The organism is Vibrio natriegens NBRC 15636 = ATCC 14048 = DSM 759 (assembly GCF_035621455.1).
Taxonomy (GTDB): domain Bacteria; phylum Pseudomonadota; class Gammaproteobacteria; order Enterobacterales; family Vibrionaceae; genus Vibrio; species Vibrio natriegens.
In genome coordinates, this window is the sequence record NZ_CP141823.1 from 911,024 (window position 1) to 928,076 (window position 17,053).

Consider the following 17,053-nt stretch of genomic DNA (forward strand, 5'->3'; position numbering starts at 1 on the left):
TGTTCAGTCTTATGCGTTTGTTCTCGTTTTGCTTCGACTGAATCAATGTGTAGGGATTGTCTCCCCCTGTTAATCACCCAACGTTATACCGTTCTCCGTGTGGCACGGGCGCTGCTTCCGTCTTTACAGCGCCTTGAACTTTGTTTTGTCCAACTGATGTTTTTTTAGTTTGTCGTACAAGGTCTTGCGTGATACCTGTAATTCTAGTTGAACCTCTTTAAGTCTGCCTCTGTGCCGCTGTAAAGCATCAATTAATAGACAATATTCAAAGTGTTCTGTGCGTTGGGTCATACTCTGAATTTCGATGCTTTTGTCGCTATTCCAATCTTCGATGCGAAAGGTATCAGGCTTAAGTGCACGCAATTCTGCAAAGCGACGCAGTTGTTTGATGTTTTCAGGCCATGACAATTCCGTGATGTATTTGACTTCATCAAGGCTGATGTGTGGTGGTTGCAGTTGATAACGGCTGGCAGCATGGCGTACGAAGTGTTTGTACAGCGGGCCGATATCTTCTTTTCGCTCATCCAAGGTGGGTAAGTGAATCAGCGTTGCTATGTTTTTGATGTCTTTTTCTAGGTGTGTCGCAGCACCAAAGACACGTTCGAGTTTCGGATGGTTAAATAGGCTCTGCCACTGCTCCAAAGAAAGGTTTTCTGCATTGTATAGATATAAGCTGCAATGGCTTTTCCCTTCGGTTAAATGTTGAATGGTTTTATCTAACGAATCGACAGAAAGCTCTGGTAAGTCTTCTCCGGAGACCGCGATTAATTCACTGTCGGCGGTAGCGTGTATATCATGAGCAAACTGTGTGGCAAGCCTGCGACCTGTGCCGTCTTCACCAATGAATATCAAAGGTTGGCTCGTCGGTACGCTAATCAGTAACCGGCGAATATTTACCATGGCTTTACTGTGTCCGATCATTTTAGGACCCACATGCGTTTGCATGTCGAGCTCTTTTTTCAGCCAGATGTTTTCTTGCAGTAGATTGAGTTTATCGTCGGCATTATTGAGCGATTTCATTAACTGATCAGTTGAAAAAGGTTTTTCCAGAAAGTCGTACGCGCCACTTTTCATGGCTTCAACTGCAGTTTTGACATCTCCGTGACCGGTTAACACGATAAACTGAAAGTGTTTGTTTTTGCTCAGCAAGGTTCGCATGAACTCCAGACCATCCATCACTGGCATGTGAATGTCGGTAATGATGACGGCAGGGGAGTTTGGATCGATCACGCGTAACGCTTCGACGGCATTTGGCAGACAAGTGACGTCTATACCTTCGATAAGTAGGGCCTGAGAAACCGCATCTCGAATATGAGGTTCATCGTCTACGAAGAAAACAGGGTTATGCATGATCGTTTTCCATTAATTGAGTGGTTGTGTATGGCTTGGTCATCGGAATGTTGACCACAAAGGTCATGCCGCCGCGCTGCTCTGTTGTAGCGCTGTTATGATTAAAGGCGCTGAGCGAACCCTGATAGCTTTCTAAAATACGTTTAGAAATGGTCAAACCGAGTCCTAACCCCTCAGGTTTGGTGGTAAAAAATGGGTCGAAGACTTTCGCTAATGCCTCGTCGGACATACCAGGACCATTATCAGAAATCAGAATGTCACAGCTCGAGTCATCGCATTGAACGGCAATCGAAATTTGCGGATCGATACAATAGCCATCCATTGCCTGCGCTGCGTTGTGAAAGATATTGATCAAGACTTGCTCCAATTCAACACTGTGAATGGCTAAACGCAAACTGCTATCGATCTCGGGTACTTTCAGCGTGACGCCCTGTTTAATCAGTTTGTTACTTAAGATGCTGGTGGCGTTGTGTACAGCATCATGCAGTATCGATACTTCACTGAAAGAGTTTTGATCGGTTTTACGGGTAAAGACTTTGAGGCGAGCAATGACTTCGGAAATGGTGTCATTCAAAGTCAGCATCTTCTCCAAGTTGTCTGCGACCATCGGATAGCGTTCCATTGCCAGCAGACGTTGGGAGTTCTCAGTGTAAGTTCTCAATGCGGCTAAAGGCTGGTTTATTTCATGATTAATGCTGGCAGAAAGCTCTCCCAATAACGCCAGTTTCGCCGCTTGGGTCAACTCCTGCTGTGTTTGTTTAAGCTCTTGCTGGCTCTGTTCATATTGGCGGATGGTCTGTTGCAGTTTTTGATTCGCTTCGCTTAACACAACCGTTCGTTGAACGACTTTTTCTTCCAAACTGACATTGAGATTGGCCAGATGGGCTTTGTTGACCAGCATTTGAAACCAGGCAAGTGCAATCAAAGCGATGAGAGCGTAAAGGATCAGATAAACGGCATCCGCCTGTAGAACAGCAGCAAGAACGGTATCTTGATTTATCAGTGCGATAACTCGAAAACCTTTGTCTAACAGCTCGGTCGCATAAGCGAGATAATTTGGCGACAACAAAAGCTGGTTGCCTGAGAAGTCGTCGGCATTGCTTTGCGCAGTAAGTGCCCCGTTATACTTTGGCAGGGTATCACCATACTGTCGGGTTTGAGTCAGCGCATCAATCGCTTCTGGGGTCAAAGGGTACAGTGCTTTGTAGCGCCACTCGGGCAAGTTACTCATGAAGACAACATTATGTTTATCTGCAATCAAAACATCGGTGCCGTTTTGAGCGAGTCGCTTTTCCAACTGTTCCAGATTCACTTTAACGGTAATTACGCCAGCGACGTGGTCATCGACCCAAAGTGGTGACGAGAAAAAGTAACCGCGTTTATTCGAGCGAACGCCCAAACCGACATATTGAGCCGTTTGTCCGCGTCGCGCATTTTGAAAATAGGGGCGATAACTGAAACTGGAACCGACAAACGAATCCGATTGCTGATAGTTGCTTGATGCAATGACCAACCCTGTGCTGTCGTGCACATAAATCGTGTCTGCTAAGCTTTGTTTTAACCAGTTTTCCAGTAAGACATTAAGCTCATCAGACGCGGTGCCTTGCTGTACCGCTTTGAGCAACCTTGGATCGTGGCTTAACAGATTAGGAATTTGCTCAAATTTAGCCAGCTCGTAGTCGACTTCTTGCGATACCAGAGAGGCTTGGTTTTCGAGTTTATGCTGCCATTGATCATGTTGATACTGAGTTGCGTAATGATGAGTAAGAGCAAGCCCTGTGAGACCAACAGCAAACAGGAGTAATAAAAAGTGGCGAAGTGCTTTGGGATTGAGTAAGTTCACGTTTGGCTCACCAGTTATAACGCTATCCCTAATTGGGGCGGCGAGAGTTTTTGGGTTCAGACGCGGGATTAATGAATCAATCATAATTGATTCTGATAGTCTCGATATATTCCCTGCATCTTAAAGTTATTAAGGTAAATAAGTCACTTGAGGCCTAGTTTATCAGAAGGTATCTGATGATGCTGTGAGGCGCAGCGATTACGAGACATAACTATTGATGTCCTTGTATTTCCTTATTATCGAGAGCACAATCGACAAAAAATAGTGAAGGAGTAAAGATGGAACTTGCTGATATTCGTCGTGAATACACGAAAGGTGGTCTGCGTCGTAAAGATTTGGCGGCGGATCCTATTGATCAATTCAACCTGTGGCTGCAGCAAGCGGTTGAAGCGGGGTTAACTGATCCTACCGCAATGACGGTGGCAACGGTTGATGAGAATGGCATGCCGTTTCAGCGTATTGTGCTGCTGAAAAATGTCGATCAAAATGGCTTTGTGTTTTACACCAACCTGGGTAGCCGTAAGGCTCAACAACTTGAGCATAACAGCAACATCAGTCTGCATTTTCCTTGGCACCCTCTTGAACGACAAGTTCACATCACTGGCGTTGCCGAAAAGCTCACCGCGATGGAAAACATGAAATACTTCACTTCTCGCCCCAAAGAAAGTCAACTTGCTGCCATTGCCAGTAAGCAGAGCAGTCGTATTTCGGCTCGTGGCGTACTAGAAGGTAAGTTCCTTGAGCTAAAACAAAAGTTTGCCAAAGGCGAAATTCCAGTGCCGTCATTTTGGGGTGGCTTCCGAGTGAAACCGCAAAGCATTGAGTTTTGGCAAGGTGGGGAGCATCGACTGCATGACCGTTTCTTGTTTTCGCAGCATGACGGTAAATGGGACATCGATCGCTTAGCGCCATAGTCCACGACATCAGGCTATTTGACTGAAAGACACCGCCACCTCGGCGGTGTTTTGCTATCTGCTACTTTTATCTGTCACCATTGAGAACAACAGAAAGCTGATGCTTCAGTAAGGTCTTCGGTACCACAGAGCCGTATCCAGCTTCCATCGCTTTATCAATCAACTCATTTTTGCTGTTCGCATCAAATTTGTTGCGCAGGCGAGCGACGTGACCTTCAACCGTTTTGGTCGAAATCCCCATTACTTGGGAAATGAACTGCGGCTTCTTGCCGTAAAGTAACAAGAAAAGCGTTTCTTGCTCACGCTTGGTGAGTGTCACGGCCTTGGAGTCTAGATTCGAGAAACGGAATATGGATTGCTGATTCGGATCGGTTTCGACCGCTCGGCAAACCCAATAGCCCACTTCGATAACTGCCGTGTCGGTCAATTCTCTTCCATAAAAGATGGTACCCAAGGTATTTCCCTGTTCATCTCGCCAAGGCGTTTTAGTAAAAATGTGGGCGCGCCAGTGTCCGTCTGGGTAGGGATGAATATCAAGAATTTTCAGCGACTCACCAGTCTCCATAACGTATTTATCCTGACGTTGAAACTCTTCTGCACACTCAGTGGTTGGGCTTAGCATGTCGAAGTCAGTCTTACCAATACAATGTTCGGGGCTGGTATGGCCTATTAGCTCGGCATACTCCTGATTAACGTAACGGAACACGGAATCTTTATCTTTGCACCCCCAACAACCGGGAAGTTGTCGAAGGAGTGACTGTTCTATGCTATTGACTGGGATATTCACAACAGGACTCACTACTCTCTGACTGAGTAATTTCAGGTTAATAAGCTCGCGTCTCGGTTTTTACCGATTTACATAAAGAGTGTCCCTTGATCATGCTTTCGTCGTGTCGCTAAAACGGGTTGGCGCTGGGACGGGCGTGATTAAGATTTCTCAAAATGATAGTTAACGAGAGGATACAGTTAGATGGTCAATATGATATCAGCTTATGCTATTGTTTTCATTCATATAAAAAAAGCCAGCCTGAAGACGGGCTGGCAACACAAGATATTAATCTTATTGACTTGTAGAAGAGGTTCTAATTTACGTAGCGAGGGCCTGCTAGGTAAATTAGAGGTATCAACGAGATACCTAGATCTTAAGGGGGATGTTCCCTAAAGTTCTCGGTCTAATGTATTGAATCGGTAGAATATAAGTAAGGGGGGAATTCCCTCTATGAGCAATGATTTAAGAGAATCTTCATCATCGATTATTCGCTCAGTAGATTGAGTCTACATAAGCGTCCGATCGCAAGTGAGGATCTTTACTAATAATGGTGGTTACATTCAACAGTGCTCGCTATCTATCCGTTTTTACTATCAAAATTGGTTTGTCGTTAACCGTAGTTTGAACCAACATGATCATCGTTCCGGAACGATGATCATGTAATTCATGTTGATCATCGTGTTTTGATCTTGTCCGATTAATGTGTGGAAGATTTGCAAGCTTCCCTAGAAGGTATATCATGCGTGATTGTAAGCCTCACGCTTAAGATGACTGTGTGAAATGACTGATTCAGATAACCCGAAAGCCCCGCTATATAAAGATATTATGCTGCCTCGCCCTGCAGAACTGATCACGCTTCCATCTTATATGGAATGCCATGATCATTCTTATACTCAGATTGTCATTGGGTTGAAAGGACAAGCTGAATTTGAAGTGCGCGGGAAGGGAAATCTCGTCGGGCCGGGTCAGGGATGCGTGGTAACCGCTTGCTCTGATCATGCTTTCGGAGGGGTGATAAATCAGTCAGATATTTTGGTACTCAATATGCCAAAACCGACCAATGACGATCCGGAAATGTTGGATAAACTCAACAATTTGGAGCGTTCGCATCTGTACTTCAAGCTAGATAGTCAAATTCAGAAGCTGATACAGATGCTGGTTCAGGAGATGCGCAGTCACCCAGAAGATCTGTTATTGAGCCGTGCTTGTAACGATACGGTCATCGCACTGATGCAGCGCCATATCTCCGCTTTTGAAACCAGCCGCAAAGAGTCCCGTTTTGATCTGGAAGCGATCGACCGCTACATCGAGCAGCATTTAAGCCATAAGATCAGTGTTGCTCAACTCGCTGGTCGAGTGTTTTTAGGTGAAAGTCAGTTCCACTGCTTATTCAAAGAGCAAATGGGAATTACACCGCATCAGTATGTTTTGGGTAAACGCATTGATATGGCGCGAGAGTTAATCAATCAAGGACAGCTATCGCTGGGGCAAATTGCAGAGTTCACAGGTTTCTCTAACCAAAGTACGTTCACCCATACTTTCACTCGTCTTCAGGGATTATCGCCTTCACAATATAAGAAACAGATTGGATAAATTCCAAAGATTTTTACTCAAGACCATGCTTTTAGCATGGTTTTTTGTTTTTTATTAGTGTGATTTAGATCTCTTTTCTCTTCATTTTTCATCAAGTTGTACGTTAAAGCAGCATTCTGTCCTGAGTTATTCCGTTAGGACCGCGGGCTTACGAACAATATTATTGATATCGTTGGTTTTTTGTTGTTAATAAGCCAGAAAAATTAAAATTTCCGATACAAAATATTACCTATTTGAGCGTGATTGTGTGGATGTTTTGTTATAAAAGCGAGTTTTTAGCAAAAATACCGTAGTTTTTGACAAGTATTCTTGTCGGCCTCAAAATACACTGCCAGCCATTGATGATCCTCGAAGCGGTTTTCGAGGAGTGAGATTGAGGAACACACATGTTTACAGCTACAAACGTGTTGACACCGGAGTTTATCGAGCAGCCGCTTGATAAGTTGTGGTCACTGATCTCGCCATTGTATATGGTGGACGAGTCTCAATGGCTAGAGCAATTATTGCCGCTAGCGACGCCGACAGAGGAAGAAAAATCGGCGATCACTATCCAAACGACCCAACTTATCGAAGCCATTCGTGCCGATAAGAAGTCAATCCAGATGATTGATGCCCTGCTGCTGGAATACAGCTTAGATACACAAGAAGGTATCTTGTTGATGTGTCTTGCAGAAGCATTAATGCGTATCCCTGATTCTGCGACTGCTGATGCGTTGATCAAAGACAAGCTAAGTGTTGCGGACTGGAAATCTCACCTGAAAAATTCAGACTCTGTTTTCGTTAACGCGTCAACATGGGGTCTTATGCTGACGGGTAAAGTGGTTGGTCTTGGTGAAAAAGGCAGCCAGAGCCCAAGTCAGGCTGTAAACCGTCTGGTGAACAAATTCTCTGAACCTGTGATTCGTAAAGCCATGTATCAGGCGATGAAGATCATGGGTCATCAGTTTGTTCGTGGCCGCACAATCGAAGAAGCGCAAAAAAATGGTCGCCCGATGCGCGACAAAGGTTTCACTTACTCATTTGATATGTTGGGTGAAGCGGCGCTGACCACAGCTGACGCGAATAAATACTTCAAAGATTACCTAATGGCTATCGAAGCGGTTGGTCGAGAGACTTACGGCAGCGATACCAGCCCAGCACCTTCTATTTCTATAAAGCTTTCTGCATTGCACCCACGCTATGAAGTTGCAAATGAAGAGCGTGTCATGACCGAGTTGTACGACTCGTTAATGCAGTTGCTAAAACGTGCGATTGAAGTAGATGTAGCGATTACGATTGATGCAGAAGAAGCCGATCGTCTTGAGCTTTCTTTAAAACTATTTGAGAAAGTCTACCGCAGCGACCTAGTGAAAGGCTGGGGCAAGTTTGGCCTGGTAATTCAGGCGTACTCGAAGCGTGCTCTTCCTGTCTTAGTATGGATAAATGCGCTAGCGAAAGAGCAGGGCGATCTTATCCCACTGCGTTTGGTTAAAGGTGCTTACTGGGACAGCGAAATTAAATGGTCTCAGCAAGCTGGCTACGACAACTACCCAGTTTACACTCGTAAAGAAGCGACGGACGTTGCCTACCTAGCTTGTGCTCGATTCCTATTGAGTGACGGCGTACGTGGCAATATCTTCCCGCAGTTTGCGAGTCACAACGCGCACACTGTGACGGCAATTGCAGTCATGGCGCAGCACAAAGATTATGAGTTCCAGCGCCTGCACGGCATGGGTGACTCACTTTACAACCATGTGATGGCTAAATACGGCCAGCCAGTGCGTATCTACGCGCCAGTTGGTAGCCATGCTGACCTGCTTCCTTATCTGGTTCGCCGTCTGTTAGAAAACGGTGCAAACAGCTCGTTTGTACACCGTTTGGTCGACGCTCGTTGCCCTATCTACGAGTTAACGCATCACCCTGTGGATGTGCTGACTGGTTTTGATACGTTGAACAACGACAAGATTCCATTGCCATCGGGTATTTTCCCAGAGCGCAAGAACTCTTATGGCGTAAACGTTGATATCGAAAGTGAAGCTAAACCATTTGAGACCCAAGTTGAAAGCTTCCTGAACAACACATGGACAGCTGGTCCTGTGATCAATGGTGAGTCTTTCGCTGAAAGCATGATCAAGGATAACGCTGCAGAGATCGTTACTGCGCCATACGATCGTCGTATCGAAGCAGGTAAAGTCGCTTTTGCTACGCTCGATCATGTGTCCTCTGCAATTCAAGCGGCTCAAAGTGCTTTCCCTGCGTGGAAAGATACGGCGATTGAGCAGAAAGCACAGTGCTTAGACTCACTTGCTGATTTGATGGAAGAGAATCTTGCTGAGTTGGTGGCGATTTGTCACAAGGAAGCAGGTAAGACGATTCACGATAGCATCGACGAAGTGCGCGAAGCGGTGGATTTCTGTCGTTACTACGCGAAGCAAGCTCAAAATCTAAAACCATTCGAGCTAGAAGGCTTTGACGGCGTTAAACGTATTTCGAGCCGTGAAGGTTTGGGTGTGTTTGTTTGTATCAGCCCATGGAACTTCCCTCTGGCGATTTTCCTTGGTCAGGTCACAGCAGCACTTGTTGCTGGTAACACAGTGGTAGCGAAACCGGCTGAACAAACCAGCTTGATTGCAGCTCGTGCAATTGAACTGATGCTGGAAGCTGGCTTCCCTGCAGGTGTTATTCAATTGCTTCCTGGTCGCGGTGGTGAAATCGGTCATGCACTGACTTCTCACGATGCGATTGCTGGTGTGGCATTTACCGGTTCGACAGCAACTGCACAGCGTATCAACGTGACATTGGCAGAGCGCACAGCGAAACCTGTTCCGTTTATCGCAGAAACAGGCGGTCAGAACGCGATGATCGTAGACAGTACAGCGCTGCCAGAACAGGTTGTACGTGATGTTATTCGTTCTGCGTTTGCATCAGCTGGTCAACGTTGTTCTGCACTACGTGTACTGTTTGTGCAGGAAGACGTTGCGGATCGAATCATCACGCTCATCCAAGGTGCGATGAATGAGCTAAAAGTTGGCTTACCGTATCTGCATGAAACCGATGTTGGTCCGGTTATCGACCAAAATGCGAAGCAAAAACTTCAGGCTCACATTGAGCAAATGAGCAAAACTCAGAAGAAAGTGGCTGAGTTGAACCTTAACGAAGCGTGTCAGTACGGTGATTTTGTATCACCAAGTGCGTTTGAAATCTCAGGCATTGATGTGCTGAAAGAAGAGCAATTTGGCCCAATTCTACACATTGTTCGCTTTAAAGCGTCTGAATTACCAAACGTTGTTGAGCAAATCAACCAAACGGGTTTTGGTCTGACCATGGGTATCCATAGTCGTAACGAAACCACTTACCGTTGGATTGAAAAACACGCTCGTGTTGGTAACTGCTACATCAACCGAGATCAAGTTGGTGCCGTAGTAGGTGTTCAACCTTTTGGTGGTCAAGGCTTGTCTGGTACTGGCCCTAAAGCTGGTGGTCCTCACTACTTGTACCGCTTTACTCAACCTGTTCTTGCTCAACAAATAGTTGCTCAAGCAGAGAACGCATAAGGAGTCGCATTATGGTTCATCAGATCACATATTTTAAAGATGCATTTTCTGCGTGGGAACAGTGGAATCTGACCGATTTTGATTACAAATGCGAGCACGCGCTGGCATTTAAATCTGCACTAGAAGGGCACAATGCCACAGTAGCAAAAGTGGTTTCATACCACTTGCAACAGGCGTCAGCACTTCTTGCAGAAACTCATCAGTTAGTAGGGCCTACTGGTGAAACTAACGAGCTGTATGCTGCAGGTCGTGGCGTAGCTTTGGTGATTTGTGAAAACAACACCGAAAATACGACTAACGCGTTATACAGTGCATTTGCAATGATCACCTGTGCCTTAATTGCTGGTAACAGTGTTGTGATTTGCAGCGACAATATCGAACTAAACCAACTGGTGACAAAAGCGGTATCGTCGACGAACCTCCCATCTAACTTAGTCCAGGTAGTTGCGTATGACGCCTCAGCACCGTTGCTTGAGAGTGATGTACGTAGTGTGGGTTATGTTGGGCATTCTAAGGTTGAGCACGCGCTCAATCTTCAACTGGCTAAGCGCGATGGTGCCATCGTCGGCTTAGTTTCTGAAACGGATTTAGAGTCACCGAAATTGGCTCATGATCCTCATCTGTCGTTACGCTTTATTACTGAGCGTACTCGAACGATAAATATTACCGCGGTGGGTGGTAACGCAACTCTACTCGAGCTGGGGAACGAAACTCACTAACCTGACTTGTGACACCAATTTGGAATAGCTCCCCTGAGAACCGTTTCAGGTTGGTGTCTCTTGCTTTGTTGTATTGCTGAGATGGCAAAATATCAAAGAAGACAAGGAAGGAAATAATTATAACGAGGACTATCTAATGATAGAAAATAGCATTGCTATCACGTCCACTTTTGTGGCGTATTTATTAATCATGGTTGCCATTGGCGTTATTGCGTATAAGAGGACTGCTAACTCATCTGATTACTTCCTAGGTGGCCGTAGCCTAGGTCCGTGGCCTGCTGCGTTATCTGCAGGTGCTTCAGACATGAGTGGCTGGCTGCTACTTGGTCTACCAGGTTACGCTTATGCTGCGGGTATCGAGGCATTTTGGCTAGCAGGTGGTCTGCTGGTTGGTACATGGGCGAACTGGTTAATCAGTGCAAAACGTCTACGTACTTACAGTATCCAGACTGACGCGCTGACATTGCCAGAGTTCCTGTCACGTCGTTTCAACGACAAATCAAAACTGATCCAGACAATCTCTGCGTTTTTCATTCTTCTATTTTTCCTTTTCTACACCAGCTCTGGCTTGGTAGCAGGGGGCAAACTGTTTGAAACAGTATTTGGTCTAGATTACACCTATGCGGTTATTATTGGCACGGTGTGTGTGGTTTCTTACACACTATTCGGTGGCTTCCTAGCCGTATCTTGGACAGACTTGGTGCAAGGCCTGCTAATGGCTGCAGCACTGATGATCGTGCCTGTTGCAGTGATGGACGGTGGATTAGGCCAGCTTTCATCAGATATGCATAACATCAACCCTGAACTACTGACGCTTTGGCGTGATGTGAAAGGTGAGCCACTATCGGCTATCGCGATCATCTCTCTGGCAGCTTGGGGTCTGGGTTACTTCGGTCAGCCTCACATCCTGGCGCGTTTTAAAGCGACTCGTTCAAACAAAGATTTGACGACTGCACGCCGTATCGCAGTGGGTTGGACAGCACTTTCAATGGCGGGTGCAATGCTTGTAGGTCTTGTTGGCCTTGTATGGGTTGGTGATCACTCTGGTGTTCAACTAGAAGATGGAGAGAAAATCTTCATGCTACTGGTTAACACGGTATTCCACCCAGTTATCGCAGGTATCCTGCTTGCAGCGATTCTTGCAGCGGTAATGAGTACAGCAGACTCTCAGCTTCTTGTTTCTTCTTCAGCTCTAGCAGAAGATTTCTACAAGCAAGTATTTAAACCAGGCGCATCTTCAGAAGAAATCGTAATGGTTGGCCGTGTAGGCGTGATCGTGATTTCTCTGCTTGCTCTGTTCTTGGCAATGACACCAGACAGTTCAGTACTAGGACTTGTATCTTACGCTTGGGCAGGCTTTGGTGCCGCATTTGGCCCAGCAGTAGTACTTAGCCTTTACTGGAGCGGTATGAACCGTAACGGCGCTCTGGCAGGTATTCTGGTTGGTGGTGTGACTATCGTTCTATGGAAACAGCTATCAGGCGGTTGGTTCGATGTTTACGAAATCGTACCGGGAATCATCTTCTCTACATTGGCTATCTTTGTAGTAAGTAAAATGACTGGTGGTGCTGCGCACGACGTATTGGAGCAACACAAGTCATACAAACAGAAATTGATTGATTTGGACTAATTTCTAGTCACAGATGAAACCAATAAAGCTCGCTTCAAAGCGGGCTTTATTTTTGCCTGAATTTTGCAACTGTACACCCAGACATTCTCACCGTACTTTTACTCTTCCTTCCTTTTATGTTTTGAGAACTCCTCCTCAAACGGCAACCGTAGTTTTCCTTTTCTAGGGCATTCGCTGACATCTTGATAGTAATTTAGGACGCAGCATAAAGGCTCTATATCATTGAATAAAAAGTGAAAGTTAGTACTAAATATGTAGTTAACCGCGTGAATTTTCCACTTAAAGTAGCGTTAATTGGGGGATTTCTAACAGTTAGCTTTAGGAATGGTTTTAAAAATAGTGATATTCAACAATTGGTTATGTGTGTTTCATCAAGTTCTGACAGTAATTGGCATTAAATTTCACAAAATAACAACAAAAATTGACATCTGAGCAATGTCTCAATTTTATAAATACATTACCCTGTTTTTTGGAGGTAGGACACAAAACTCAAAAGGGTATTTTTTAATGTGGAATTATTTTGAACAAAATATGTCAATTATCAGTAGCACAGGAAAAATTGGGAGAAAAAGAAATGCCGGATATTTATTGCTCAGCTTGTAGAAAGTCGACTCAACATAAGGTCATCATGAGACGTTGTGAGTCGCAGCCAGTTGAAACCTTGACTGGCAAAGTTCTGAGCTTTACACAGTTGATGGCGAAGTTCGTTTCGGGTGAACATTATTATGAGATGGAACCTCAGTATTTTTGTCGTCGTTGTAATCACCGCGCGATTGGCGAAGTGGTGTCACATCCGACAAGACAAACGTCTGCAATTATGTAGTTGAGTCGATGGTTTTTCGTTAAAGTGCGCTGACCCTAAATGCGAGTCGAACAGTAATAGCGAGTACATTTAGGTGCTAGAGTTTTGTGACTTTGTTAAACGGTGATGTAGAGCTCTTGGCTCGCTCAAACGGTTTAAATAAGTTGTAGCCTCTATCTCTCTGTTGTTTCTTTGAATCTGGCTCAATACGTGTGTTTCAAAGCCATGTTCCTTTGTTTTATGCATCGACAAATCGTGCGCAATTCGTGTTGCTCTCCCAAGCATGAACCACAATGTCTCTCATCCATCTTCAGGCTTTTTCTTCGTTTTTTTCCCCTGCGCTATTTTTAGTTAACCTGAGCTAAAATGAGAGATTCACCGTGATTGGTATCAATGACGGTGGGCTGGTGGGCATTGGCGTCTGCTTTTTATGCGTATCCAATACAAAAACAAAGCTGGTTTCACACGTTAGTCATTTGCCAGTTTGCAAATGCCTTACTAACGATTATGGTGAGCCTCCATATGATATGACTAGGGTGTGGTTGATGAGTTATCAATTGGACAGGATTGACCTGCATATTTTGAGAGTGCTTCATTCACGAGGCCGAATTCCAGTTGTTGAACTAGCAAAGCAGATAAATCTAACGACGTCGCCTTGTTCTGATCGGGTTAAAAGACTAGAAAAAGAAGGCTATATCAATGGCTATCATGCGGAGCTGAATGCAGAAAAATTGGGTCTGGACGTGCAAGTGTTCATTCACATTCGTCTAGATCAAACCAGCTTCTCGATATTTGAGAAATTTGCCAAGGCGGTTGAGTTGATGCCTGAAATCGAGGAGTGTTATTCGCTCTCCGGGGATTTCGATACCATGATTAAAGTTCGCGTCAAAAGCATGAAAGCGTATCAGGAATTTATGTCGAGCAAGCTTGGCACCCTGCCGGGAGTAATTCAGACACGCAGTGAAGTGGTGATAGAAGAACATAAAACCGGATTTGGTGTGAACCCTGAGCTGTTGGGTTAAGCTTAATCTGATGCAATCAAAAAAGGAGCCATTTGGCTCCTTTGTCAATTGTGCTCAGAATATTAGCTGATTAGAAGCTGATGAAGGTCGTAATCACACCAATTACGCCGCCAAAAACACCACCCCAAACAACAAGCCAGCCCAAGTGCTCTTTAATCATTTTCTGCACCATCTCTTTCACTAAGGCTGGTGTTAGTTCGCTGAGGCGCTGATTGATAATGCTTTCGATGTTTTGTTTGATTTCATCCATCATAGCAGGTGATTCAAACTGTTCTTTCAGCGCCTCTTTTACTGAGTCGCTTTGGCTTAGCTCAACTAAGGATTCTTGCATCTTCTCTACAAAGGGTTGTTTCATTGGCTGAAGCGCTTCTGAACCGCCAAACATCGCCAGCATTCCACCAAACTGAGAGCCTTCGATCACCTCCACCAAAGAATCAAAAGCAGGATTGAAATCCACCTTATTAATCACAGGTTGCAGGTTGATGCTCGCACCGCCCGCCATCTCTTTATTCAAGAATCGGTCAATATTAGCTTCAGTAAAGAACTGCTCCATCATCAGGTTCTTGATGGCGAGTTTGAATTCTTCAAATCGTGCCGGAATAACACCAGAACCGTATAACCCGGGTACTTTTTCAAACAGCATATGGATGGCTAACCAGTTGGTGATAGCTCCAGAAAAGGCAAATAAACCTGCATACCAAAGATAGTTGTTTTGAAGTTGATGGCCAGCACCCATCAATATGATTGCGAGGACATTCGTTAACAAACTTTTGTTCATAGTGACCAGTTATGTAAGAAATTAGCAGTGAATTAAGTGGCGTGATTTTATACCTAAATTACCTCGAGATGCTAGATTCAGCGGGGAGGACTTGATTCTAGGATGTGGAAATGATTTGAAGATTTATTAGAGAGATAAAAAAATAAAACCCGACAATCATTGTCGGGTCACTGCTTTTTCTTAGAAAATCTAAGTGTCATTTTTGTATTTTTAGATGCGGTAGATCTTACAACAAAGTTGGCATTTCCATCTTTCTGAGTAGCCAAATAGCTTGTCAGTCCAACTCGGTTTAAGTTGTACGATCTGCATTGAACCACATTTACACATAAGCCAATTACCTTATTATCAGTTTAATCACCTGCGACCACTTATCGTGGTTTGGGTAGAACCAGCCGTCTGTTGAGTATAGCTGGTTATCAAAACGTAGCTTGATAAATGATCCAGTCAGAGACTCTGTAAGGTGTTCATCGCTGTGGATACGCAATGAGCCAAGATAGTAGCAGAATAGTACGGCCTTTATCGTGTCATGTTGTTTCATATCCGAGAATCTATACGCTCTCTATGATTATCCTTACTCTAGATAATAAGAAAACCACAGCTGCCTTTGGCTCTTTTGGCATCATTCCTGTCTCCATATCTTCAATTTGTGGTGATCGGTCTTTTCTTTGAAAATATCTTGTTTCGCCATTTTATTTGCTGAATTTATATTCACATTTTAAGGTTTTTTATTTTGCACTGTCTGTTTGTGATTTCTGATGTTTAAAGCAATTTTGATAATGAATCTTGCATATCTTTAAGCTAACTCTGTGTAATTGGCTATAATTTGAGTTCGTAACACTGATTTTTTCGATTTGTAACCCGTGTAACACAAAAAATTAAGCCTGTAAGGTGGCAATTATTTTTTCTGGTCTTTTGGGGTTTAGCAGTAAATTTTCCTTTTTGATGGAGAAAATAATCGTGAAAACAGTAAAACCTTACTTAACAATGTATTTACAATCTCCTCATTCTAGTGAGAAGGAATGTATCGGATGCTATTACACGAATCAGTACCCCAATTTGCAAATGGGAACGAAGAAAGCACACAAAGTGCTCTGCGCCATACCGCAAACTGCGTAGTGATGGTGCCACCTAAAGAATTTCGCTTTAACGAAGAAACTGCGAGAGACAACGAGTTTCAGAATCAGGTGTCACTCAGCCAGAAAGAAGTTTCTCAAAAAACCATGGCTGAATTTGCTGCGATGGTAGCAACCTTGCGCCAGGAAGGCGTTCAGGTGGTGGAGTTTGATTATCCTCTGTCAGAAGTTGCGACGCCAGATGCGGTATTCCCGAATAACTGGTTTAGTACAACGTGTGATGGGACCTTATATACGTTCCCGATGGCGTGTGAAAACCGTCAGAAAGAAGTTCGTCCAGACGCTCTTGTCGCCGCGTTAGCGAAAGCGGGACGAGAGGTATCACAGCAAGCTAGCTTAACCGAATACGTTAACGATCAGGCGTATCTGGAAAGTACTGGTGTGATGATTTTTGATCATTTTAACAAGACAGTTTATGCGGCACTTTCTCAGCGCTGTGACCGTTTAGTTCTGGAAGATTATGCAAATCGTATTGGCTACGATCGCGTGATTTCATTCCAAACACGTTTGCCTTCTGGCTCACCGATTTACCATACCAATGTAATGATGGCGGTAGGTGAACAGTTCTGTGTTATCTGTGACGAAGTAATCCCTGAGTTCGAGCGTCGCTTTGTGCTGAAATCACTGGCGAAAGACAAGCAAGTGATCTCGATTTCGATTGAGCAGATGAATCAGTTTTGCGGCAACATCCTTCAACTGGAAACCGTGAATGGTGACAAGGTGATTGCGATGTCTCAATCGGCATACGATGCGTTTTCACCAGCACAAAGAAACCAGTTAGCGACGCACGGTAAGTTACTGCCGTTTGATGTGACGACAATCGAATCTATCGGTGGTGGTTCTGTTCGCTGTATGTTGGGTGAAGTCTTCTTGCCAAGCCGTCAAGCTATGCTGTAAGTACTTACTAACTAATTTAGCTCTAAACGTTTCGCCAATCCTTTTGAAGGGTTGGCGAAACTGTTTCTGT

13 protein-coding genes are annotated in these 17,053 nt (G+C 44.5%); 8 read left to right on the forward strand and 5 right to left on the reverse strand.

Translation table 11 applies throughout. The features are described from left to right. Positions 1-123: 123 nt before the first annotated feature. Together VER99_RS18635 and VER99_RS18640 are read right to left on the reverse strand one after the other, a co-directional pair. Complete coding sequence (locus tag VER99_RS18635; RefSeq protein ID WP_020335031.1) at positions 124-1,350, reverse strand: sigma-54-dependent transcriptional regulator; 1,227 nt, start codon at positions 1,348-1,350, stop codon at positions 124-126. Continuing rightward, positions 1,343-3,193 (reverse strand): sensor histidine kinase, encoded by a 1,851-nt coding sequence (locus tag VER99_RS18640; protein WP_024372624.1) that lies wholly within the window; start codon positions 3,191-3,193, stop codon positions 1,343-1,345. The genes VER99_RS18635 and VER99_RS18640 overlap by 8 nt, the downstream gene beginning before the upstream one ends. 278 nt (positions 3,194-3,471) lie before the next feature. On the opposite strand from VER99_RS18640, the gene pdxH reads away from it, so the two are divergent. Continuing rightward, the gene (gene pdxH / locus VER99_RS18645; protein ID WP_014235106.1) at positions 3,472-4,107 is read left to right on the forward strand and encodes a pyridoxamine 5'-phosphate oxidase; all 636 of its coding nucleotides are present in this window, start codon (positions 3,472-3,474) and stop codon (positions 4,105-4,107) included. 67 nt (positions 4,108-4,174) lie between these two features. Here pdxH and VER99_RS18650 read toward each other — a convergent pair whose 3' ends face one another. Then, positions 4,175-4,894 (reverse strand): helix-turn-helix transcriptional regulator, encoded by a 720-nt coding sequence (locus VER99_RS18650; RefSeq protein ID WP_024372625.1) that lies wholly within the window; start codon positions 4,892-4,894, stop codon positions 4,175-4,177. Between the two features lie 762 nt (positions 4,895-5,656). Here VER99_RS18650 and VER99_RS18655 point away from each other — a divergent pair. From VER99_RS18655 to VER99_RS18680, 6 genes are all read left to right on the forward strand, one after another. After that, positions 5,657-6,469 carry a helix-turn-helix domain-containing protein gene (locus VER99_RS18655; protein ID WP_020335028.1) on the forward strand — a complete coding sequence of 271 codons (813 nt, stop codon included), beginning with the start codon at positions 5,657-5,659 and terminating at the stop codon, positions 6,467-6,469. A 386-nt stretch (positions 6,470-6,855) separates the two neighbouring features. Beyond that, positions 6,856-10,002, forward strand: coding sequence for a bifunctional proline dehydrogenase/L-glutamate gamma-semialdehyde dehydrogenase PutA (putA, locus tag VER99_RS18660; RefSeq protein ID WP_020335027.1), 3,147 nt, complete (start codon positions 6,856-6,858; stop codon positions 10,000-10,002). Between the two features lie 11 nt (positions 10,003-10,013). Next, positions 10,014-10,721 carry a 1-pyrroline-5-carboxylate dehydrogenase gene (locus VER99_RS18665; protein ID WP_020335026.1) on the forward strand — a complete coding sequence of 236 codons (708 nt, stop codon included), beginning with the start codon at positions 10,014-10,016 and terminating at the stop codon, positions 10,719-10,721. Between the two features lie 136 nt (positions 10,722-10,857). Beyond that, positions 10,858-12,351, forward strand: a complete 1,494-nt coding sequence (putP, locus tag VER99_RS18670) for a sodium/proline symporter PutP (protein WP_020335025.1) — start codon at positions 10,858-10,860, stop codon at positions 12,349-12,351. Positions 12,352-12,925: 574 nt separating this feature from the next. After that, on the forward strand, positions 12,926-13,174 hold the full coding sequence (locus VER99_RS18675; RefSeq protein WP_014235099.1) for a hypothetical protein: 249 nt from the start codon (positions 12,926-12,928) through the stop codon (positions 13,172-13,174). 524 nt (positions 13,175-13,698) lie between these two features. Next, a complete protein-coding gene (locus VER99_RS18680; RefSeq protein WP_006740877.1) occupies positions 13,699-14,175 on the forward strand; it encodes an Lrp/AsnC family transcriptional regulator in 477 nt (158 codons plus the stop codon). A 70-nt stretch (positions 14,176-14,245) separates the two neighbouring features. Here the strand turns inward: VER99_RS18680 and VER99_RS18685 are convergent, their stop codons facing one another. Further along, on the reverse strand, positions 14,246-14,953 hold the full coding sequence (locus VER99_RS18685; RefSeq protein WP_024372628.1) for a hypothetical protein: 708 nt from the start codon (positions 14,951-14,953) through the stop codon (positions 14,246-14,248). A 334-nt stretch (positions 14,954-15,287) separates the two neighbouring features. After that, on the reverse strand, positions 15,288-15,491 hold the full coding sequence (locus VER99_RS18690) for a hypothetical protein (protein WP_014235097.1): 204 nt from the start codon (positions 15,489-15,491) through the stop codon (positions 15,288-15,290). 490 nt (positions 15,492-15,981) lie between these two features. On the opposite strand from VER99_RS18690, the gene VER99_RS18695 reads away from it, so the two are divergent. Continuing rightward, positions 15,982-16,983: an arginine deiminase-related protein gene (locus tag VER99_RS18695; protein WP_020335020.1), complete on the forward strand. Its 1,002-nt coding sequence runs from the start codon at positions 15,982-15,984 to the stop codon at positions 16,981-16,983. Positions 16,984-17,053: the final 70 nt, after the last annotated feature.

Excerpts from the sequence above, each read along its gene's own strand:
- VER99_RS18635 (WP_020335031.1), bottom strand. The coding sequence starts at position 1,350 with ATGCATAACCCTGTTTTCTTCGTAGACGATGAACCTCATATTCGAGAT.
- pdxH (WP_014235106.1), top strand. The coding sequence starts at position 3,472 with ATGGAACTTGCTGATATTCGTCGTGAATACACGAAAGGTGGTCTGCGT.
- VER99_RS18655 (WP_020335028.1), top strand. The coding sequence starts at position 5,657 with ATGACTGATTCAGATAACCCGAAAGCCCCGCTATATAAAGATATTATG.
- putA (WP_020335027.1), top strand. The coding sequence starts at position 6,856 with ATGTTTACAGCTACAAACGTGTTGACACCGGAGTTTATCGAGCAGCCG.
- VER99_RS18665 (WP_020335026.1), top strand. The coding sequence starts at position 10,014 with ATGGTTCATCAGATCACATATTTTAAAGATGCATTTTCTGCGTGGGAA.
- putP (WP_020335025.1), top strand. The coding sequence starts at position 10,858 with ATGATAGAAAATAGCATTGCTATCACGTCCACTTTTGTGGCGTATTTA.
- VER99_RS18675 (WP_014235099.1), top strand. The coding sequence starts at position 12,926 with ATGCCGGATATTTATTGCTCAGCTTGTAGAAAGTCGACTCAACATAAG.
- VER99_RS18680 (WP_006740877.1), top strand. The coding sequence starts at position 13,699 with ATGAGTTATCAATTGGACAGGATTGACCTGCATATTTTGAGAGTGCTT.
- VER99_RS18685 (WP_024372628.1), bottom strand. The coding sequence starts at position 14,953 with ATGAACAAAAGTTTGTTAACGAATGTCCTCGCAATCATATTGATGGGT.
- VER99_RS18690 (WP_014235097.1), bottom strand. The coding sequence starts at position 15,491 with ATGAAACAACATGACACGATAAAGGCCGTACTATTCTGCTACTATCTT.
- VER99_RS18695 (WP_020335020.1), top strand. The coding sequence starts at position 15,982 with ATGCTATTACACGAATCAGTACCCCAATTTGCAAATGGGAACGAAGAA.